Origin of the sequence: Hyalangium versicolor, assembly GCF_020103695.1 — a bacterium.
In the GTDB taxonomy this organism is placed as follows: Bacteria; Myxococcota; Myxococcia; order Myxococcales; family Myxococcaceae; genus Hyalangium; species Hyalangium versicolor.
The window spans coordinates 78,164-98,406 of record NZ_JAHXBF010000028.1; the positions used below are offsets into that span (position 1 = coordinate 78,164).

Annotated in this window: 14 protein-coding genes; 5 read left to right on the top strand and 9 right to left on the bottom strand. The window is 66.0% G+C overall.

The features are described from left to right. Positions 1 to 45 precede the first annotated feature (45 nt). Positions 46 to 855, bottom strand: a complete 810-nt coding sequence (locus tag KY501_RS42400) for a hypothetical protein (RefSeq protein ID WP_224369838.1) — start codon at positions 853 to 855, stop codon at positions 46 to 48. A 93-nt stretch (positions 856 to 948) separates the two neighbouring features. Further along, positions 949 to 2,502, bottom strand: coding sequence for an Ig-like domain-containing protein (locus KY501_RS42405; protein ID WP_224369840.1), 1,554 nt, complete (start codon positions 2,500 to 2,502; stop codon positions 949 to 951). A gap of 525 nt (positions 2,503 to 3,027) precedes the next feature. Here KY501_RS42405 and KY501_RS42410 point away from each other — a divergent pair. Further along, positions 3,028 to 4,053, top strand: a complete 1,026-nt coding sequence (locus KY501_RS42410; RefSeq protein ID WP_224369842.1) for a hypothetical protein — start codon at positions 3,028 to 3,030, stop codon at positions 4,051 to 4,053. 70 nt (positions 4,054 to 4,123) lie between these two features. On the opposite strand, the gene KY501_RS42415 is transcribed toward KY501_RS42410, so the two are convergent. Genes KY501_RS42415 through KY501_RS42425 form a run of 3 tightly spaced genes read right to left on the bottom strand, consistent with a single transcriptional unit; the run spans position 4,124 to position 9,001 of the window. Continuing rightward, a complete protein-coding gene (locus tag KY501_RS42415) occupies positions 4,124 to 7,207 on the bottom strand; it encodes a lantibiotic dehydratase (protein ID WP_224369844.1) in 3,084 nt (1,027 codons plus the stop codon). A 19-nt stretch (positions 7,208 to 7,226) separates the two neighbouring features. Then, complete coding sequence (locus KY501_RS42420) at positions 7,227 to 8,573, bottom strand: lanthionine synthetase C family protein (protein WP_224369915.1); 1,347 nt, start codon at positions 8,571 to 8,573, stop codon at positions 7,227 to 7,229. Further along, on the bottom strand, positions 8,573 to 9,001 hold the full coding sequence (locus KY501_RS42425) for a hypothetical protein (protein WP_224369846.1): 429 nt from the start codon (positions 8,999 to 9,001) through the stop codon (positions 8,573 to 8,575). The genes KY501_RS42420 and KY501_RS42425 overlap by 1 nt, the downstream gene beginning before the upstream one ends. A 240-nt stretch (positions 9,002 to 9,241) precedes the next feature. On the opposite strand from KY501_RS42425, the gene KY501_RS42430 reads away from it, so the two are divergent. Continuing rightward, positions 9,242 to 11,218, top strand: a complete 1,977-nt coding sequence (locus KY501_RS42430) for a hypothetical protein (protein ID WP_224369848.1) — start codon at positions 9,242 to 9,244, stop codon at positions 11,216 to 11,218. A gap of 89 nt (positions 11,219 to 11,307) precedes the next feature. Here the strand turns inward: KY501_RS42430 and KY501_RS42435 are convergent, their stop codons facing one another. Then, the gene (locus KY501_RS42435; protein WP_224369850.1) at positions 11,308 to 11,649 is read right to left on the bottom strand and encodes a VOC family protein; all 342 of its coding nucleotides are present in this window, start codon (positions 11,647 to 11,649) and stop codon (positions 11,308 to 11,310) included. A 99-nt stretch (positions 11,650 to 11,748) separates the two neighbouring features. On the opposite strand from KY501_RS42435, the gene KY501_RS42440 reads away from it, so the two are divergent. Next, positions 11,749 to 12,960, top strand: coding sequence for a hypothetical protein (locus tag KY501_RS42440; protein WP_224369852.1), 1,212 nt, complete (start codon positions 11,749 to 11,751; stop codon positions 12,958 to 12,960). Between the two features lie 9 nt (positions 12,961 to 12,969). On the opposite strand, the gene KY501_RS42445 is transcribed toward KY501_RS42440, so the two are convergent. Together KY501_RS42445 and KY501_RS42450 are read right to left on the bottom strand one after the other, a co-directional pair. After that, positions 12,970 to 13,611 (bottom strand): glutathione S-transferase family protein, encoded by a 642-nt coding sequence (locus KY501_RS42445; RefSeq protein WP_224369854.1) that lies wholly within the window; start codon positions 13,609 to 13,611, stop codon positions 12,970 to 12,972. A 124-nt stretch (positions 13,612 to 13,735) separates the two neighbouring features. Further along, a complete protein-coding gene (locus KY501_RS42450; protein ID WP_224369856.1) occupies positions 13,736 to 15,868 on the bottom strand; it encodes a hypothetical protein in 2,133 nt (710 codons plus the stop codon). A gap of 320 nt (positions 15,869 to 16,188) precedes the next feature. Here KY501_RS42450 and KY501_RS42455 point away from each other — a divergent pair, with 320 nt between their 5' ends. Both KY501_RS42455 and KY501_RS42460 read left to right on the top strand, forming a co-directional pair. After that, positions 16,189 to 17,247: an RNA ligase family protein gene (locus tag KY501_RS42455; protein ID WP_224369858.1), complete on the top strand. Its 1,059-nt coding sequence runs from the start codon at positions 16,189 to 16,191 to the stop codon at positions 17,245 to 17,247. Positions 17,248 to 17,425: 178 nt separating this feature from the next. After that, entirely contained in the window at positions 17,426 to 17,842 is a 417-nt protein-coding gene (locus KY501_RS42460) for a DoxX family protein (protein ID WP_224369860.1), read from the top strand. Between the two features lie 192 nt (positions 17,843 to 18,034). Here the strand turns inward: KY501_RS42460 and KY501_RS42465 are convergent, their stop codons facing one another. Next, complete coding sequence (locus tag KY501_RS42465; protein ID WP_224369861.1) at positions 18,035 to 20,161, bottom strand: M4 family metallopeptidase; 2,127 nt, start codon at positions 20,159 to 20,161, stop codon at positions 18,035 to 18,037. Positions 20,162 to 20,243: the final 82 nt, after the last annotated feature.

Below are 20,243 nucleotides of genomic sequence, written 5' to 3' on the forward strand. Positions count from 1 at the left end.
GTGGGTTCGGGGCGCGGACAGGTAACAGAGGCTGCACTCCGGTGCTCAGATCCCCCAGTGCACCGGGTTCCGTGTCTCCACAGAATACTGGAAGAGCCGCTCGAGAGTTCCGAGGACGTAGTCGAGCTCCATCGGGAGGTACTCGAGTTTGACGTGCATCTCATGAGGTCCCAGTTCCTGGAACGGAATGCCCCAGGGGAGCACTACGCGCCGGCGGGTCTCGATGTCGATCAGCTCAACCTCATCGCTCGTAGTGCTCAGTTGCCGGTGCATGAAGTGCTTCGAGCGGAAGATCACATCTCCCCTCCGCAACGCAACGAAGTCGGGAGGGAAGATGCCCAGCTCGAGTTCCGGGGTCGTGCCGTAACACAGGCCTCCCTCAGCACCCACCGTCATCACCTCACCCCCCCACTGTCCAGAGGTCAGCACCCACTGTCTGGGAGCATGATCGATGCGGAAGGCCTGGATCTCCGCAAGGGCGCGGGCCGAGTCCTCGGATGCCACCACCTTTTTCATGAACCACGACGAAATCGTCTCCCACGTGGGGACGACCGCCCGCAGCGTGGGGTAGCGATCGGGCCCGGAGCTCTCCATCTTCTGATGGAGGAGGAGGAGATTGTGCCAGCGCTCCACCTCTTCGAACATACCCAGGAACCTCGAGCGATGGAGGCAGGTAGCGGTCTGCGCCCAGTCGTTGAAGGCCTTCCACTCGGGGGAGTCCTGCTCCCACGGAATGTCGAGCGTGGGAAAACCACCCTTTCCTTCGATGACGCGCTCGCGAATGAGGGGAGGGGGAGGGCTGGTACGCCCTTCCCGCCAGCAGGTACATGGCACCTCGCCAATCAGCCCTCCCACGTTGCACCTCCTGGCTCCGCCGAGCAGAGGACTGGAACTCTACCTCAGACCCAGCCGTAGGCCTTCACCTCGCACAGGGAGTCTCATGGGCGCTCACTTCTTGCACTGCGCCTCGCCGTCATTGTTGGTGAAGACGTTGCCGAGGCTCGGCATGCTCAAGTCCACGACGAGTCCCGAGGAGACATCTATCGCGACGCCACACCCGGACGAGTCGCTGAGCGTGCTGTGGTTCACGAAGAATCCCATGCTGGAGAACACGTTGATGTTCCCCCCGCCCATGAAGCCGTAGAGCGGGAGGCCCGCGTGGGTGACGGTGACGTAATCCAGCGCCGAGCCCGAGGGGCCATAGAAGAACAGGCCCGACCAGAAGCCCTTGGTGGGCGAGGCGGAGGCGGGGACGAAGCGGATGGGGGCCTGCGCCGAGCCCTCGGCCTTGAGCTTTCCGGGCACGAGCGCCCCATTCTCATCCTGCGCGCCGATGGAGATGTAGCCCTCGGCAGGCATCTGGAACTCCGTCCCGGGGCTCAAGGTGAGCGTGGGAGCGGATGGGGAGGCCACCGTGAGCCCGATGGCCAGGCCCAGATCCAGGGTCGTGATGAGCTGGTAGGGAACGCCCAGGTTCGGCCACGTCTGGGAAGTGGTGACAGGGCCCTCGAGGATCTGCACGGCGTTGGTGGTGTTGCCCTGGAGGGAGCTGTCGTCAGGGAGTGTGCCGACCTCGTTGGCGGTCGCCCTCACGGCGACGCCTGCGGTGTCGAGCACGGTCAGCCGTGCGGAGTCGTTCTTGAGCCCCGCACCCGTCAGGAGGACACCATGGTTCTGGCTCTTCTGGATGGTGACGTCCCGGACGGTGACCGGGCGCAGGGTGCCTGTCTCATCGTCTCCTCCCGTGACACGCAAGCCTGCCGCCAGGGTCTTGAGGAGATCTTCCAGGTCGCCGGCGTTGGGGATGACGCCGCCCGCGTATTCAATGGTGACGTTGGAGAGGACGGTACCCTGGGCGGCCTGTCCCGTCACGCTGATGCCCTGCCAGTACCCAGGCTGGGGACTGTCGGAGTCGGCCGTGAGGAGGATGGGAGCAAAAGGGGAGCCTTCCGCGTGCAGAGTCCCAGCCCCGTCATTGTCGTCACCAATGATCAACTGGGCGCCCTGCTCGAAGCGGACCAAGGTCCCCTCCTCCAGGGTCAGCACGGGGTTGGTGGAGCCCTTCACGGTCACCGTGCCCTTCACCAGGTGGGGGTTCTCCGACGCGCGCCAGGTCTGGTTGCTGGAGATGACGCCCTGGTGGACGGTGGATTGCGCCGCGCTGGCGGTGAGGGAGAACGTGCCCTCCTGGGTTGAATCGCCCTCGGTGGCACTCGCCTTGATGTTCACCGTGCCTGGCTTGAAGGTCGAGACCTGTCCGTCTTCGTCCACCAGTGCAATCGCCTCGTCGCTGGAGCTCCAGTGGTAGTTGTAGGCCGGGAAGGGCTTGCCGTCCTGGTCCTGGGCGCTGGCGGAGCATTTCGCGGTGCGGCCAGCCGGGACAGGGGCAGGGCTGCAGGTCACCGTGACCTTGGTGAGGCGGGGCGGCTCATCGTCACCGCAGCCAAAGAGCGACAACGTTGAGGCAAGCCAGACACCCTTCCACGCGTTGTGGAGTCTCATGAACCATGTTCCTTTGTTGTGAGTGTGCGAATCGAGATTCAGGCCAGCGTTGCTGTGGCCTGCCCGGTTCCAGAGCACCGCTCATGCCAGCGGCTCGCTCACCTCATCCCGCTCTGTGCCGGCGTGAGAAGGCCGCTGCAAACGGCAAGGAGTTGCCGGGGAAGATCTGCCCGCCGGTAAGAACCTGCCCAGAAAGCCTCGTTGGTCCACGTCTGAACCAGGACGGGGCACGGTGATGGGGTGCGAGGTAAGGGCTCGGATTTGCTGAGAATTTTCCCCTCGTCCGGCTCCGGGATCGAGCACCGCCGCCCTCTTCGCGAAAAAAAAAGGCCGGGCGGGAAGAAAGAAAATCACCGGCGTAATTGCCAGTGAAGCACGGAAGAGACGCCTTACCGGAACGCCCCGACAAGGGCTGCCCGAGCGGATTCCATACACCTGCAGAGCTTTTGCCCAAGCAGTCGGCTGCCGGAGCCGACGTGCACGGGAGAGTTGTCAGCCCATCCGGCGGAAAGAAATGGCTCACCAATGAAGAGCATCAATCTTGTCGCGCTCGCTGTCTTCGGAACGATGGTCCTCACGGGATGCGGAGGGGAACTCGGGGAGATGCAGGACGACGCGAGCACCAGCGACGCGCCCGCGCAGGAGTTCACGAGTCCTTTCGGGGACACGACCCAGGACTCGGTGCCTTCTGTTGCGCTCGATGGCCGGGCCGCCGCGGCTGCCGAGGGCGTGAGGGAGATGGCAGTGACTCCAGGTGCCATGGCGCTCGCGTCGTCGTGGTACTCGGGTTCCGTCGCGGCCGGTGCAACCCAGCACTGGTATTGGAACAACTCCAACCTCACCGCCGCATACAAGGTGGGCTTGTCGCCAACCGGAGCGAGCACCTCGAGCGCGTGCCGCTTCGAAGTCACGCGTACCTGGGACACCCAACAGTACGGCGGTGAGCGCGAGTTTCACTTCGCCATCAAGAACACGGGCAGCATCGCCTGCGGTACCAACATCCTGCTCTCGTATCAGACGCGAGCCGCCACCTGGGCGACGGGCGGGATCGACGTGGGCGCGTCGAAGTCCTGGACCTGGAACAATGCCAACCCCCTCACCGCCACGCATGTCGTCGGCATCTCGCCCTCCGGCGCGACCAGCACTACCCCGTGCGAGCTTGAAGTGACCCGTACCTGGTACGCCCAGCAGCCCGGCGGCGAGCGCGAGTTCAAGTTCACGGTGAAGAACGTCGGTGCGATCGCGTGCCAGGGTGACGTGCAACTGGCGGTGATCACCAGTGCGAACTCGTCCTGGTCCACGGGCTCCCTGAGCCCCGGCGCTTCCGGCACCTGGGTGTGGAACAACGCCAACCCGCTCGATCGCGTCTACGCGGCTGGCCTGTCTCCGGCGGGTGCATCGACCGTCACCCCCTGCCAGCTCGAGGTGACGAAGACCTACTATCAGCAGAAGATCAATACGGACGGGACCGCCGAGCGGGAGTTCTACCTCACCGTTGAGAATGTCGGCTCCCTGACCTGCTCCGGGACGATCCTGCTCAACTACTTCTAACCTCGTGGGAGGGCCATGATGCCCACCCGTTGAGATGAGGCCCACCTGCTCCAGGTGGGCCTTTTGACGATCAGGCCCGCCTGCGGGCGAGCGTCCGCCGGGTCCGAAGCAGCAGCTCCAACGCCTCTCGCTCGGCCGCTCCATCCAGGCCCAGCAGGCGGTTGCAATGCAGGTGGAGATAGCTGCCGTACAGCTCCTCCGGAGGGTGGAGCAGCACGCGGCTCGTGGCCAGTTCACGAAGCTGCGTGCCCAGAGGTTCGAGCGACGCCCGCCGCTGCGCGAGAATGCGCTCCACTTCCGCTTCGCCGAGTTCTCCCATCAGCAGTGCCTGGAGCTTCTCCGCATGCTGCCGGTAGGTTGCAGCGCTCGCGGACCGAGTCCACACGTTCGCCTCGCACCAGGCCAGCCGCGCTTCCTCATTCAGCCCCAGTCCAGCCAGCAGCGCATCCAGGGTCAGCACCGCTAGCAACAGGCGCTCCACCTGCACCTTTCGCGTCAGCAACAGCCCCAGGAGTTCCGCCACAGCCTGGCTGTCCGCAGCAAAGAGCGCCTCTGAGATGGCCAGGCCCTTCTCGCCACCATAGCGGCCCAGCTCGGGCTCATAGGTATCGATGACGAAACGGCGCATACGCTGCTGCTCCACCAACCCCGCTCCCCAGCGGCACAGGGCTGGCATCAGCCGGTCCGTGAGTGTTCCGGCCTCGCCGCGCAGCCGCAGCCGCAGATGCGGCTCGGGATCGGCATACCGTAGGAAGAACCATTCCTTTGCCTCTCCTTGCTGGACCGCGCCTCCAGCGAACTCCCTCACCGGGCCAGCAATGAGCTCCTCCTCTTCCTGGAGCCCACAGTAGAGCTTGGCGAAGATCCACTCGCTCCCTGGCGGGCGGACCCGGGCTGGGAGTGCTCGTCCCTGGCTCTGGCCGAGCAAGCGGGGGCCGTGCGCCTTCTTGGGCTTGGGAGGTGTTGGCTGGGGACGCAGAACGAGCGGTACCACCAGTTCGGCCAGGAAGTGCCCACCGGGACCCTCCATCCAGGCCTGATCCACATCGGGAAGCGCCTCGTACAGGAGCACTCCTTCTCCACGCAGCGCCTCCAGCTCCGTGCGCAGTTCCTCCACGTGGGCTGCACAGTCGAGATCGAGCAGAAGCCGATTGTCCGCCACGGTGAGGAGCACGCGCCGGGGGACGTCCCACCGCTCTCGCCAGGATCGCAGTGCCTCGGCAAAAGCCGCTGAATCCTTCGAGGGAAGCTCCGCGTCCCGCATGGCTCGGGTGATGCGCCACCGGGCCGCTGAGAGAACCACCCTGCCTCGCTGCACACGCGGCAGCATGGGCAAGCCCTCAGCGGGCCCCCAGTGAAAGTCCAGGAGCTGGCGCTGTCCGTCATGGCCCAGCTCGGAGAGAAACTGCGCCACCGCTGGCGCACGGCGGGAGTTGAGCAGGTGCCCGGAAGTGACGATCACCTCGGACGGATGCGCCGTGGAGCGCAGGTAGAATCGCCCGTCGCGCACGCCCACCACCAGCGTGTCGAGGGCCAACCGCCGCTCGCCGTCCGCGGCACTGGTCCGCAGGGCGAGTTCGTGGCTTCTCACCTCCGGGCGGATGGAGACGTTGGCGGAGCGCCCATCCCGAGGCGGGTAGGTGAGTTCGGCGAAGAGGCGATCTGGCGCCAGGGACTCCTCAGCCCTCGCGGTTTCCCTCAGGGCCTCATTCGCTTCCTCTCCGAGCAGGTGCGCAAAGCGTCCCAGGCTGCGCCCGGCGGTGGAGACACCCGCGCTGGGGGCAAGGACGAGCTGGAAGTCTCCCGCGTCGATCGCCTGGACCGATGACGCAGCCACGGTGACGAACAGCTCCATGGAGCGTGGTGCATGCTCACCTTGAAGCGGGGCGCTCTCCAGTGACTCCAGGGTGGCATCGTCCAGCTCGACGATCCGCCGCCGCTCTCGATGTGCCCGGAGCGCCAGGTGAAGCAACGCGTCCTCGCGCCGAGGGTTGGCAGGAGTGGGCGCGGCCGGGCCCTGGCTATGTCCACCCAGGGCTCCCAGCCCCACTGCGGGATCCAGCAACTCGAGCAGAGGGACTTCGGTCCACTCGCCATAGCGCTCCAGGAACCGGCTCCGGTACCCGTGGAGGCTTGGCAGCCCTTGCATGGGAGAGAGGCGCAGCAGCAGCTCACCCGCACGAGCCACCTCCTGACCCACGCGTCGAGAGAGGGTGCGGCCCGCGAGCGGCAGGGCCATGTCGACCTGCAGGGGAGGGGCTCCCACTTGGGGCTCGATCGCACGGGCTCGGAGGACAGTGCGCCGATAGGCCTCCGGCCGTTCGGTGAGGGGCAGTTGATCCCACGCCTTCAGCTCCGCGACGAGTGCCTCGAGTTCTCGTCGCTCGGGCTCCGCTGCGGGCAATCCCGAGAGGCGCGCCAGCACATACCCCGCCGGGTTGCTCGTCAGCAGCGGCGGGTACAGATCGGTGAAGAGGAGCCCCTGTTCCCAGAGCTGCGTGAGCAGTGCCTCCACTTTCTGCTGCGTGGCACCGGGCGTCGTCTGGAGCAGGTGGCTTGCCAGCTCCGGGTACGGAATAGGACGCCGGGCCATCGCCAGCGCGCGTCGCACTGCTCCTGTGGCACGCACGGAGACGCCCCCTGTCTCTGTTCCAGCGGACCTGGATGGACGCTCCGCGAGCAGCACCCGGCCCGCGCGCTCGACTGCCGCGGGGTGGGCTTGCCAGCGCAAACCCTGACGTACGGCTGGCCGTGCATCGAGGCGCTCCACCAGCGCCAGTAGCCACTGCATGTCCGGGCGGGCATGGGTGGGTGGAACCTGAGAGGAGAGAGACAGGTTGGTGGCCTCACCCCAGGACGCGAGGGCAATACCCGCGAACGTTCCGTAAGGCGTGGCCCGGGTCGACATCCGGATGAGGTATCGCAGCAGCCCACGAGACATCTGGGACGCCTTGCGCCCATCCGAGGCGCCACGCGCCAGTGCTTCGGTGAGGGACTCGCTGCCTACGGTGAGGGCACACCGGACGCGCGGATCCTCGAGCTGCCGCCGCAACTCGGTGTCGCCTGCCAGCTCCGCATAGCGCTCCACGGGGAGGAGCGGGGCACGAATCACGACGTGATTCAGCGGCGCGTAGAGCCTCTCCTTCTTCGCCATGCAGGTGTTCGCCTCCGCTTCAAGAGAGCAGGAGGAGCCGATCCCAGACGGGCTCCTGCGCGGTCGCTGCCGCCAACAGCGTCAACGGGACTCCCGCGGCGCCGTCGAGGAAGCCCGGATCATCCACCACGCGGCCTCCAGGCTCGAGGCTGTAATAGCCAAGCGGTCGTGCGGGATCGAACTGGCCCAGGAGCTGCTCTGTCAACGTGGCCGCCTCCGCCTTGAAGTGTGGCATGCGGGTGTCGTGGGCGAAGCGCAGCGTGATCTGGAGCAGTCCCGCGACGCCATGGCAGAGCGTGGGCGAGTCAATGTGTCGAGCGGCCACCGGCTTGCGATACACGGCTTCCATGGCGGAGAGCGCGAGCTCCTGATGTTCAGCCCGGCCCAGCGCCTGCCCCGCGAGCCAGAGGGCCCGTGCGACTCCGGGACTGCCGTAGCACCACGCGGCACGGCTGGGCAGTGTGGGCTGGGGCGCCGGCAACTCGGGCGAAGGCGCTGCAAGCGGCACGGAGTACGGCCAGTTGACGCCCCACTCCTCCTCGACCCGTTGCGCCGCCAACCATGCCGCGAGCCGCTCCACCGACGCTCTCAATCCCTCCACCTCCACCCCGGAGGAGAGCGCGAGCGAGAGCACCGCCAGTGGCCCGGGGATCCCATGGGCCAGCCCACAGTTGAGGTTCCCATACGGTGTCTGCTTCTGCTCATCCGGGCCGAGACACATGGAAGGGGTGTGCCACCGCGGGAGCGGTCCGTCCTCCACGGCCAGCGAGCACAGTGCCTGGAGAACCTCTCTCAAGCACGCCGACGCGGCGGGCTCCTGGCGCCTGCATAACAGGTAGGCCGCGACGCCCGCGAGGCCGGAGATGGCATCGAAGGCGTGAACCGCCAGGCCCTCTCGCTCCTGAGCCAGCGCGCGCGCATCGCTCTCCACACGGGGAAGCAACCACTCCTCCAGGCCTCCCAGCAGCTTGCGGTACCGGCTCCCTCCGCGCGCCAACAACCATGCACCGAAGGCCAGCCCCGACACCCCTGCGAACAGTCCAGGCGCGGGCTCAGAGCGGCCGTCCACTTCGCCCTTGGCCAGCGCCAGATGCTGATGTCCCCAGGTGTCCCAGGTCTCACCGGGGAAGCAGGCCTCCATGTAGCTGGCCAGCACCGCCAGACCGCTGCTACCCCCCGATACGCTCAATGGGCGCCAGCGCACCACCTCGGGGAAGGCGCTCTGCGCCAGTGCGGTCTCGGCTGCACGCTCAACCTGCCTGAAGTCGCGCATCCGTGCGCAGGTCTCCCGAGCCACGGCCACGGCTCGCGCGGCCAGTGCCGGCTCGAGCACCGGAGTCCAGGGACTCGTCGCTCCGCCCACCATCAAGCGCAAGGACCTACACATGTCTTGCAGTGCGTGTTCTCGCAGGTCCTGCAGTTGGTCTGGAACGACGCGCAGTTCTTACAGCTCATGTCCGGGTCCTTGGTGTCACAGCGAACCGAGCCGCAGTTCGTGTAGCAGGTCGCTGTGCAGGTGCGCTGTTCGCACGTCCGGACATGGGTATCGGGATCCAGGCACTCCGGGCACTTGGTCCCGCAGTTGGTGGCCTGACCCGTGTTCATCAGGGCGGGGCCACTGCCGCGCGGGCCGGGGAGGATGCGCACGTCCAGGTCGAACTCGTCGGTGCTGTCGCTGGGGGTGGACTGGCCCTCTTCCTCGCTCGCTGCCATCGCTCGTCCCTTCGCCTGAATGGAGGTGATCACAGGGTAGCACGACGGGGCGAGCAGCGTGTCAACCGCCTTGGCTGACATGTCAACCGCTCTGCCTGACATGTCAACCGCTCTGTTTGACAGGATCTCTCTCCAGCAGAGGGACGGAACCGCACGGATTCCACATGGCACTTCACTTGCTGTGTTGAGGGCCGCCAACCATTGCCCGGCTCGTGTTCGTCAACGGATGGGAGTCCAGCGGAGAAGGGTCTGTCAGCCAAAATCATGAGTCAAAAATCCAAGAACGCATCGAGAGTCTGGGGCGCGATTGCAGGAGCAGTTGTGGCGATCGCGATCTCGCATGCATGCGTGAAGTCCCAGCAGAGCACCGTGAGCCCCTCGAAGCAGTACGACAACCCACCGGGCTGCAACGATAAGCCGACATCCATCACCGTGGCGCCCTGCCTGCCGTCGGATGTCCCGAGCGGGGCCCCCAACGCCTCGTTGTCGGAGGCCGGTGTCTTCGCCTGGCAGGAGTTCATCGCGCTGAGCTGGCCCTCCAAGGACCAGGACGGCACCCTCAAGACGCGTGGCGAGCCCAACACGAGCAAGCGGCTGGAGTCCGGACAGGGATCAGACTCCAGTCAGCTGGCTACCTGGATGACGTTCCGACACAAGAGCGAGGTCTTCCCTGGCGATGCGAGCCAGCCGCACGGCCCATTTGGAACCGATGCGTATTACGACGATCTGCCCCGATACATCTATGAGCCCAAGGAGGTGGGAACAGGTTACGTCGAGCAGAACGTACCGCTCGCCGCCGGGCAGATCCCACCGTGCGGCGATACGTCCCCTCTCGACTTGCCCGAGAATCAGACGTTCATCACCGCCGACGAGAACAGCCAGATCGGAGAGGACTTCATGTTCGCCGGCAAGAACGAGCAGGAGGCTCTCAACCTCAATGCGGGCAATGCCAAGGGACGCTCGCAGATCCTGTTCCTGGTCAAGGTCAACCGAGCGTATTTCGATTACATCGTTTCGTCGGCGCACGGAGATGGGAAATGGTGGAAGGGTATACCGCCAGACGTCCGTGCGAGGACGACGACCTATCTGAGGGACTACAAGGCGGACCCGCCGGCCGGCAGCGCGGACAAGGTCAGCTTTCCGAATGGGGCCATGATGGTCAAGTCAGCCTGGCGCCGCGCTACCGTTGCCGATACGAACAGCAATCGCTACATCATCAAAAAGGTTCGCTATTACGTGCACCAGGACCCGAAGCAGACGTACGGCGGCCAGCCTGGCAACCCCAACTATTTCTGCTACGACACCAACTATTACGCGCTCGTCGGCATCCACATCCTTCAGAAGACCCCGTCGGCGCCCTACTTCATCTTTGCCTCGTTCGAGCACGCAGACAACCTCCTCATCGGTCCGAACGCGAGCCCGATCGAGGATGAGAACGGCGCGGTGATCATTCCCAATCAACAGCCGCTCACGCCGACGATCACTTCGAAGAACGCCACCTCGAATACAGGCCAGGTGCTCACTGCCTCCGGGGATCCGTGCGATGAGGGGTACAGCCTCTACTATCAAAACAATCCCCAGCGCAGTGGCCTGCCACAGGATAAGATTTGTGTTCGCGGGCGTAAACACGCCATCCCGTCCCAGATCATCGATATCAACCGCCAGGCGCACGCCGCGTTGGATGCATACGCGGCTCCTCCTCCGGCATCCATGTGCACGGACGAAGGCGCCCCCTGCACGGCGAACTTCCAGTGCTGCTCCGGGTTCTGCAACACGCGGGGTTTCACCGCCGGCTGCGTTGGCGGCTACCCTTCGCCACCCCCACAGGGCTCTCCGCTCAGCCTGCTGAAGTATTACAAGCTGGTCAACGTGCAGACCGCCCCGTATGACAAGCAGGCCGGTGTTGATTACACCCAGCAGGGCTCGGGCCCAGACCCCTCGACGTATTACATGGCGAACATTGTCGTGGAAACCGACTATCCCCTGCAGGTGTTCAGCGGCGGTTTCGCCCCCCCGGGCAGCGAGACGACCAACGGAACCATCTCCGACTTCCAGCAGGACGGTGGTGTCCTCAAGAACACCTTGTACAACGGGGGCTCATACAACATGGGCGGCTGCATGGGGTGCCACGGGGTAGCTCAGTCGAGGGGAGGCGGGTTCAGCTTCGCGTTCGAGGGGATCCAGAAGGCCGATGGCGGCTCGGAGGGTTTCAATACCAGCCCAGAGCCGGCAGAGGGTGTCCCTCCCGCGAACTCGCTCGGAGACTTCACGCGGCGCTACGACAGGCTGCTGCAGTAATCGCCGCGGAACGAGGGGAGGGGAACCCGGGGGGGCCCCTCTTCCGTGGCGGGCGGTGCGCCGCTTCGAGAAGCGCCGAGCGTGGCGTCTCAGCGCGGCCAGCCGATTCTCACGAGCGTGCCGCTCGGATCCGAGATGGCGAACTCCCGGAGGCCCCAGGGCTTGTCCTGTGCCTGGCGGCCGAAGCGGGCGGCAAGCACGTCGATGTTCTCGGCGTAGAAATAGACGCCGTAGGGGTTGCGCTCGGGAACGACCCAGCCCGGGACCGTGCGGGTCAGATGAATGCGCGCGCCCCGCGAGTCCTTCAAGAGCCGGTAACCCTCTGTCGGGTAGATCGATTCCACCTGGAAGCCGAGGCGCTCATAGAAGGCCTGGCTCTCGTCGAGGTCATTGCAGGGGATGATGGGGACAAGGAGATGTTGCAGGTCCATGGGCTGAGCTCCTTCGTGCCGCAAGCCGACGCTGGACCTTATCGGCTTCTTCGATCGCACGGCGCGTGAATTCCGGCTCTAGCCGGTCGTCACAGCCGCATGCTCCATATTCATCGAATCATCGTGCTGCTGGTCCTGGTGGCGTCCGCGACCGTGGCCAGGGCTGAAGAGCCCGTGTCTCCCGTGCCGCTCCTCGTCGCGAAGGAGGGGAGTGTCGTCTACATGGACTCGAACGGTCCGCGAATCCTCGCGGAGTGCCTGGAGACCATGGACCATCGCATGCTCGCCGGCCCGAAGAAGGGCCAGTTCGAGCGCCGGTCGCACCCGTGCGGCTTCTGGTCTCTCGCCGTGCATCCGCCGACAGGGCGCTGGGCGGCGGCGTTACAAGTCACGGGTGACCAGGGTGCCAACCCCTCTCCGCTGGTGAGCTTCGTGGTCTCTGGCCGCACACTCTCCGTGCCCACCGACAAGGCAGGACGCGCCAAGGGCGGGAACTTCCTCGTCCTGGGAGATCTCAACGGAATCGTGGCGATTACCCCCGGCACTCTGGAGACATGGACCGAGAAGGGGCGCTTCTTCGCTCAGATGCCCGCGATGTTCACGGAGGACGGCTCGCGGGTGCTTGTCTCCATCAGTGATACGACGTTGACAGAGTGGTGGAGCTGGAGCTTCGGCCCTCGGCCCGAGAGCGTTCGTGTGCTCCCGCGAGGCATGACCGACACCGCGGGAAACATGGTGCTCTCCGGTGAGCCGCGTACCGCGCTGAGGCATGGACGTGGCGGCGTGCGCCTCGCCACGCTGGACCCCACGGGCAAGAAGCCGTGGAAGGTGGGACCTGCCTTGCCGCAGGTCCGCCGCGGGATGCTGACTCCCGCGGTGCTGGGTGACACGATGCTCTTCTATCGCGAAGGTTCGAGGGAGGAGACCGACTGCGAGGGGCCAGGAGCGGGTACCTACCGGCGCATCGATCTGCGCACGGGCCAGGAGCGGGTCTGGCGGCGTCACGAGGGATGGTGCAGCACGGGCGACAGATTCGACGCGGTGAGCCCGGTCCGCAGGACGGTGTATTTCCTCGAGAGCTGGTCCCCCATCAACTATCCCCGGCTGTTCGAGTACGACGTCGAGCGCGACACGACCCGCCAGATACCGGTTGAGTCGGTATCCCGCGTGAAGGACATCAGCGCGGATGGGCGGACGCTCCTCCTGTTCGCGGGGAGCGGTTTCGTGCTGTATGACGTCGTCGCGGACAGCGCGACCCCGCTGCGAGGCCTGGGAGAAGCCGACTATGTGCGGCTGCTCGCCCAGCCATGACTCTGGGTGTCAGCTGTGGCTGGCCGGGGGCGGCACAGGCGGCGCGGTGCGCTTCCAGGCCTCGAGTTCCTGCACGCGCCCCAGCCAGGCCCGGATGTTCGCGTAGTCTCTGATCGGCAGGCGTGCCGGACCGGCGAGGGCAAACGACGCGGCCAGGGAGTAATCCGCGAGCGTCAGGCGATCCTGCGAGACCCAGGTCCTGCCAGCGAGGTGCGCGTCCAGGACCGGGGCGTGCTTCGCGATGAGCGCCTCTCCTCGCGCGACCTCGGCGGGATCCGCCGGCCCGCGGCCCGTCAGCGGCTTCACGAAGTTCTCGAAGACCAGGACCGTGTTCGCCGGGGCCATGTGAGCCCCGCACCAGAAGAGCCAGCGGTTCACATCGGCTCGGCCGCGCGCGTCCGCCGGGAACAGGGTCTGTCCCGGCGTCTTCTCGGCCAGGTACTGCATGATGGCGCGCGACTCCCAGAGCAGGAAGCCGTCGTCGTCGAGGACCGGAACGAGCCCGTTGGGGTTGAGCTGCAGGTGCGGCGCACCGCGTTGCTCGCCCTTGGGCAGGTCGACCACGATGCGCTCGAGGGGCACCTCGAGGTGGGCGGCCACGAGCAGCGCGCGGCGAGAGTTTCCGGACATGGGGTGGAAATAGAGCTTCATGACAATCCTCCTGGACTGCACGGGGTAGAGGAGGAGGACCTACCCACCCGCAGTGACAGGGGCTTGTCAGGAATCATCCGGGGGCGCGGAGGCGGTCAGCAACTCCGCGGGGCTCCTGGCGGCGTCAATTGAACCAACTGCCCACGGTGGACGCGGTGTCGCTGAGCGCCTGGCCCGTCTGCTCGACGGTGTCGGCCAGCGCCGTGCCCGCATCATTGATGCTATCGCTGATGATGGAGACGCCAGTGCCCACACCCTGCCAGACCTGCTCCACGTCATTGCGCAGCTCGCGAGCCCGCTGCATCGCGGGCGCCTGGGTGTCGAGCACGTAGTAGTTGTAACCCTGGAGCTCGTTGGACTCCGGGTCGCGCACCGCCACCGGGCTGGGACCGGACAGGTCCGCGCTGTTGGCGTGACCCGCGTCCCAGGGCTGGCGGTGGGACAGGTAGCCGTCATTGAAGTCGTGCGCCGAGACCCCATTGCCGAGATTGGTCTCGGGGCTCCAGAGCAGCGGGTTGGGCGTGCGAGGATCGTCCCGGATGATGTGGATCGTCGCCCGGTCTCCGCCCGCATTCTCCTGGCGCTGAGGGTCCATCTGGCGGCCCAGGCCCGCGATCATGGGCACGGTGTCACTCTCGTTGATGTAGTGCGTGTACTGCGGGCCATACGGCCAGCTGGCCGCCGCCGAGCCGAACGTCTCCACCTTGATGCTCTTGAGCAGCGCGTCCGCCTGGGCCTTGGTGCCTGGCTTGACCGTCTCCAAGTACTCCTTGGCCAGCTTGAGCGCGCCGCTGGTCACCAGCCCTCCCTGGCTGTGCGCCATGAGGTGCACCGGCCTGCCCGCCTGCAGATCCTTGACGATCTGCAGCGCCATGGCCCGCGTGGCCGCGTTCGTCAACGGGAAGCTGGGCAGCTTGTCCAGCAGGCACTGCTGAAGATCCAGGGCCCCGCCCTCGGTGGAGTTGTGGATGCCCACCACCTCCGCGCCCGTGGTGTTGGCGATGTTCTGGATGGACTGTGACTGGAAGGACGCGGTGTTCTGGATGCCGTTGACGTAATAGATGCGCTCTCCAGTGGGAGCCGTGCCGTTGTTGGGGAGCACTCCGGGGATCTGGCTGGCGTCCGTTCCGGGTGGGTACACGTTGCCGCCTCCGCCGATCAGCGCGCCGTCGAAGACGATGTCGTGCTGGCCTCCGTTGTCCTGCCGCTCGAACCGCAAGTCGTAGGACACGGTCGCCGTGGGCTGAGGCTTGGAGGCGGCGTCCGCGCGGGCGGCACCATTGGTGGCCATCGTCGCGGCCCTGCGGGTGTCCGTGGACAGGGAGTTCAGCGCGGCGAAGGCGGCCGGCTGCTGGAGGGCGAGCTGATCGACCTTCAGCGCGGCCATGCTGGCGGTACCCGCGGCCTCGCGCGCCTTCGTGGCGGCGGTGGCGGCTTCGGCCTGTGCGGTGGCGAGTGTCTGCCGGGCCACGGCCAGATTCCGCATCGCGCTGTCGGCCGCATCCTTCAACATCCTGGCCTGGTAGCCCCCGCGATCGGGGCCCTGGGGGCCCTTTTCCAGATCGTTCCGGGCAAGCGTTGCCGCGCGCTGTGCCTGGAGCAGCGCGGTCTGCGCTTGCTGCACATTCAACTCAGCCCGGGTGCTGGCGGCCGCGGCGGCCTGTGCGGTGGCCTGGGCTTGCCGGGCCTGATCGACGGTGGCCTGAGCGGCAGGGGGCAGCGGGGGCATTCGCACTCCCGCCGTCGCTGCGCTGCTGGCAGGACTGGAGGCGGAGGCGCTGCTGGAGGCCGCGAAGCTGTCCGCCTTGCCCGGCGTGCGCAGCGTGTTGAGCGTCTTCACGGAGTCAGTCGAGGCCAGGGAGGCCGCCTGGGCCGCCGATCGCGCCGCGCCCGCCGCCTTGTCGGCAGCCTGAGCCGCACGTGCATCCACCGGGTTCGAGCCGGCGCTCTGGTGGGCGGCCTTGGCCGCCTGCTCCGCGGTCTGTGCGGCAGCCTGGGCCTTGGCGCTCGCGGCTGCGGCGTTGCGGGCAGCCTGCTCGGCGCGCTGGGTGGCGCTGCGGCGCGCTGCCTCGGTGGTGGCACGGTTGGCCTCGTCGGCGGCCCTCTTTGCCTCCTCCGCGGCCTTCTTTGCTTCCTGTGCGGCCTTCTTCGCCTCGTCGTTCGCTTTCTCCGCCCGCTGGTTGTCCTTCTCCGACTTGCTCTCGGACTTGGTCGTGGATTCGCTACGGGTGGCCTCGTTCGACGATTCGGCGCGCATGGTCAGCTCCGGTGGACAAGCCTCGGGACAAAACAATTCTCCACGCATGGTTGGGGAAAGTTGTTGTCCCAAATGCGGGACACTCGGGGCTCTGTGTGCTCTCAAAGCCCGAGATTTCCAGCCGTGCCACGGCTCGCCTGGAAAGCATCTCGGGCGATTTGTTTTGTCCCGCGTCTTGGCCCTCGGTGCCGGGGCGGGGCAGGCCTCGGCGTCGCATGAGCGCCAGGCGGTGACGCTGCCCGCGAGCCTCGCCCTGGCCACGAATTGTGCGTCTGGGATCCTACCAGTGAGGCGTCAAGGGCGGCGCGAGGAGCTTTCACATGAATGAGGCGGAGCCGCAGCACACGAGCTACGAGAAGATCGTCGAGCGCCCGGAGCAGTGGGGGCTGGATGACACGGGATACCGGGCGCTGAAGAAGAGCCCATGGGTGGTGACCGAGAAGATCCATGGTGCCAATTTCGCGCTGCTGAGTGACGGGCAGACGGTGCGTTGCGCCCGGCGCAAGGCGCTGCTGGCAGAGGGCGAGGACTTCTTCGGGCACACCGCGTTGCTGCCCCGGCTCGTCCCGGCGGTGCTCCGGCTGCATCAGGAAGTGCGGTCGCGGTACCCGGACGCGATGCGCGTGGCCCTCTATGGAGAGCTGTTCGGCGGGGCCTATCCGCACCCGGAGGTGCCGCCGGTGCCGGGAGTGCAGGCGGTGCAGACGGGGGTGTACTACTCGCCGCGCATCGAGTTCTGCGCGTTCGATCTCGCGCGCGAGGATGCGCGAGGGGAGCGGCACTACCTGGACTACGACGTGCTGCTGAAGTTGTGCGAGGCGGAGGGCGTGCTCGCCGCGAAGCCGCTGTTCATCGGCAGCTATGAGGATGCGCTGGAGTACCCGACAGGGTTCGAGAGCCACGTGCCGGGCTGGTTCGGGCTGCCGCCGCTGCGAGGCAACCTGGCGGAGGGCATCGTTCTCAAGCCCCAGAAGGACCTGTGGGTGCCCACGGCGAAGGGGAAGGTGCGGCCGGTGCTCAAGCACAAGATCGCCGAGTTCGCGGAGGACGAGCGCTTCCACGGCGCGACGAAGTGGAAGCCGGCACCGCAGCGCGGCGCGTGGCTCTCCCTCGATGACCTGCGCGGCATGGCGACGGCGTATGCGAACGAGGCGCGGCTGGCGAGCGCGGTGTCCAAGCTGGGTCCGCCACCGAGCCTCGAGAGCCCTCAAGCCCAGGCCCTGCTGGAGTTGCTGGTGGAGGACATCCTGGAGCAGCTCGAGACGGACGCGGGGGACAGCCTCCGAGCCCTGTCGTCCGAGGCCCGCACGGCGCTCGACGCTCACGTGCGTCAGGAGGCCGAGGACCTGCGCACGCTCTACTTCGAGCTGCGCCGCTGAACCAAACGCCGCGGCGTGCAATGCCTGGGGACGCCGCTCGCAACCACACCTGCCAGGCGTCCGTCTCAAGCGGCTGTTGGCAAATCGCCGGTGGATGCAGGGCGTGCGCGAGCCCTGCCGTGGAACAGGCCCGCTGGGGAGTCCTGTTGAGGGGAGGAGGATTGAGAGGAGGGGCGGAATGCTGCACGAAACTCGAACAACACCTTTGCAGAACGCGGGCCGTGAGCTGCTGGGCACGATGATGGTGGGGGCCGGCACGGGGCACCTCACCTTCGCGCGGGCGCCTTTTCAGGCGCAGGTGCCCGACTGGGTGCCCATGGACAAGGACACCGTGGTCCTGCTGTCGGGGGTGGTCGAGATAGGGCTCGGGCTGTCCTTGCTCTTCACTCGTCGGCGCAAGGGGCTCATGGGCCTGGGACTGGCCGCCTTCTACCTGCTGGTCTTTCCCGGCAACCTGCACCAGTACGCGAAGCGCATCTCCGCGTTCGGCCTCGATACGGATACCAAGCGATTCGTCCGGCTGTTCTTCCAGCCCGTGCTGATGGGATGGGCCCTATGGTCCACCGGAGCCTGGGCTCGTGGCCGTGAGCCGTGAGCCGGATCCTGCTCCCATCAGTGCTTCGTTCGTGGCCGTGAACGCATCGGAGTACCGCTCCCTGCCGGTGTCCACTCCCTCGTCCCTTCTGTCTCGCTGACCTGAAAGCGATGATCGCGGAAGCCCCACGAAAAAAGGCCCACCTGTTTCCAGGTGGGCCTCTTCTCAATTCAAGCTACAACGATCAGCCCATTACCAGGCAGTCACCAGCGAGTACTTGCCGTTGGTCGAGCCGGTGCCGCCGGTGTAGTAGATCACCTTGACATAGAGGTCGACCGACGTCGTGCCGGTGTTGCTCCGGGAGACCACGTCCGCCTGGCCGGTACCCTTGATGCTCTGGGCCAACTGGGTGCCCGTGCTGCTGATCAGGTACAGATCGTAGTCAGAGGTCGAGTTGGGCGTCATCGTCGCGGTCAGGGTCTTGCCCGCCGCCAGGGTGACCTTGAAGAAGTCGACATCGCTGCTCGTGGCCATCGCGGCGTTGACGGTGGTGCCGCTGGTGGAGATCACGTTGGCCGTGGCCTGGGTGTTGTTGGATTCGGTCTCGTTGATGGTCGGGCCCGTGATGACCGAGGTGAGGATGTTTTGCGCCTGGAACTTCGTCCTGAAGGTGTTCTCGTAGGTCGTATCGTTCGGGAACAGAGTGTGCGCGGCGTTGACGATGGCCGTTGCCATCGCCGGCATCTTCACGCCCGAGCCCAGGCCGAAGTGCGCCTGGAGGATGATCTTGTCGACGTTCGCGCGGGACTTGCCACTCGCCATCAGGCTGGTCAGCGCCTGGAACAGGGGCGCGGACCACAGCTCGTCGGACTGGAAGGTGACGCCGCCCTCGGTGATCGACTGGTGCGCACCATAGGTCTTGGAGCTGTTGTACTTGGCATCGGTGCGGTTCAGCGCCCGGCCGCTCCAGCAGTCGCTATGACCGTCCCAGCTGAACACCCACTCGGGGTGGTACGTGGGGCCATTCGGCGTGCTGTAGGAATACGAACCCGCCCAGTAGTCGCCAAAGCCCTCGCCCATGGCGCCGGTATCACCACCGGACCAGCTCGAGTTGATGTTGTGCTGGATGCCATGGCCGTACTCGTGGAGGATCACGTCGGCGTCTTCGCTGTCGTTGACGCAGCCATGACCGAAGGCCAGGTAGTCCGTGGTGCCGCCGTAGCTGTAGTGCGAGTTGTCGTCACCATCAACGCCGTTGGTGTCGACATCGAGCGGGCGGTTGATGATGTTGGTGAACCCGAGCGACTGGATGTAGCGCTGGTTCTGGTCGAGCTGGAAGTAGGTGTTGGTGTCGTCGAACGCATCACTGCCACGCTTGGCGGTCCAGGCGCCGTTGGTGGTGGTGGAAGGCGCGGTGTTCGGCGACTCGATGTCCGTGATGTTGACGTATGCGCCGGCGAGCGAATACACGCCGCCACTGAGCGTGATGTCGCGCAGCGGCTTGTTGAAATAGGCCGCATCGAAGGCGGACGCGGCCGAGGAGTCCGTCAAGCTGTCGTTGTTCAGCGTGGTGCGCGGATCCGGATCGAACACGAAACCGGAGCCGTTGACGAAGGTCGGAGTGGGCGAAGCCACCGACTTGGCCAGACGCTTTTGCCGCTCGATCGCAGCCGTCTCGGCCTTGCGATTCAGGGGCGAGCCGAGTGTCCGCTGGCGCTCGGCGAGGGTGCGCTCCTCGAACTTGCCGTTGCGCGGCATGGACGTGGAGTAGGAGTCGATCAGGCTGCCATCCTGGGCGTTGATGTATTGCACGAAGCCGCCGGTAGGCATCTGCGCCGCGATGGACACCTTGTACGAGAGCTGGAAGCCGTCCTTGCCGGGGATCCAGACCTGCTCGCTCTTGGGCAGGTCGACCAGGGGATTCTGGACCCGCATGTTGGCCCAGGCGCGATCGAGGGCGGACTCGCTGGAGAGCTGCGCCTTCAGATGCAGTTGGTTGACCGCATCCTCCTCCATGTCCGCGCTGACATGCCGGCTCGAGTTGTAGATCTGCAGGAGCTGGCCGTCCTTGCCGATCGAGACAACGATCTCCGCGCCGTCAACGGGCAGATCCAGCAGCATCTGCTGGTAGTGATAGTGCTTGCCGAGAAGGGATTCCTTCACCTGAACCAGGACCAGATTCTCGAGGCCGGCGGGCAGGCCGAAGCGCTCTGCGTTGTCGCGCAAAGCCTGCTCTGGAGAGGTGGCCCGCGTGCCTGAATACACAGTCAGGTTGTCGGTGGTGACGCTCTTGGCCAGGGCGGGGGCTTGGGCCGGGCCTGCTTCGGCGGTTCCAAGGGCGAGAGAGAGGGCCAGGATGTGAAGACCAGGGCGTTGCATATGCCTCCGTGGGGGATGAACGGGGATGACACTATTTGATTTGTATCAAGCCTCGCGAAATCGGATAGAGCTGTCAATCGGT

Bases quoted from the DNA above. Each gene is read 5' to 3' on its own strand.
- KY501_RS42420 (WP_224369915.1), bottom strand. From the start codon at position 8,573: ATGGTGGGCGGAGCGACGAGTCCCTGGACTCCGGTGCTCGAGCCGGCA.
- KY501_RS42445 (WP_224369854.1), bottom strand. From the start codon at position 13,611: ATGAAGCTCTATTTCCACCCCATGTCCGGAAACTCTCGCCGCGCGCTG.
- KY501_RS42405 (WP_224369840.1), bottom strand. From the start codon at position 2,502: ATGAGACTCCACAACGCGTGGAAGGGTGTCTGGCTTGCCTCAACGTTG.
- KY501_RS42415 (WP_224369844.1), bottom strand. From the start codon at position 7,207: ATGGCGAAGAAGGAGAGGCTCTACGCGCCGCTGAATCACGTCGTGATT.
- KY501_RS42450 (WP_224369856.1), bottom strand. From the start codon at position 15,868: ATGCGCGCCGAATCGTCGAACGAGGCCACCCGTAGCGAATCCACGACC.
- KY501_RS42410 (WP_224369842.1), top strand. From the start codon at position 3,028: ATGAAGAGCATCAATCTTGTCGCGCTCGCTGTCTTCGGAACGATGGTC.
- KY501_RS42440 (WP_224369852.1), top strand. From the start codon at position 11,749: ATGCTCCATATTCATCGAATCATCGTGCTGCTGGTCCTGGTGGCGTCC.
- KY501_RS42455 (WP_224369858.1), top strand. From the start codon at position 16,189: ATGAATGAGGCGGAGCCGCAGCACACGAGCTACGAGAAGATCGTCGAG.
- KY501_RS42460 (WP_224369860.1), top strand. From the start codon at position 17,426: ATGCTGCACGAAACTCGAACAACACCTTTGCAGAACGCGGGCCGTGAG.
- KY501_RS42435 (WP_224369850.1), bottom strand. From the start codon at position 11,649: ATGGACCTGCAACATCTCCTTGTCCCCATCATCCCCTGCAATGACCTC.
- KY501_RS42425 (WP_224369846.1), bottom strand. From the start codon at position 9,001: ATGTCAGCCAAGGCGGTTGACACGCTGCTCGCCCCGTCGTGCTACCCT.
- KY501_RS42465 (WP_224369861.1), bottom strand. From the start codon at position 20,161: ATGCAACGCCCTGGTCTTCACATCCTGGCCCTCTCTCTCGCCCTTGGA.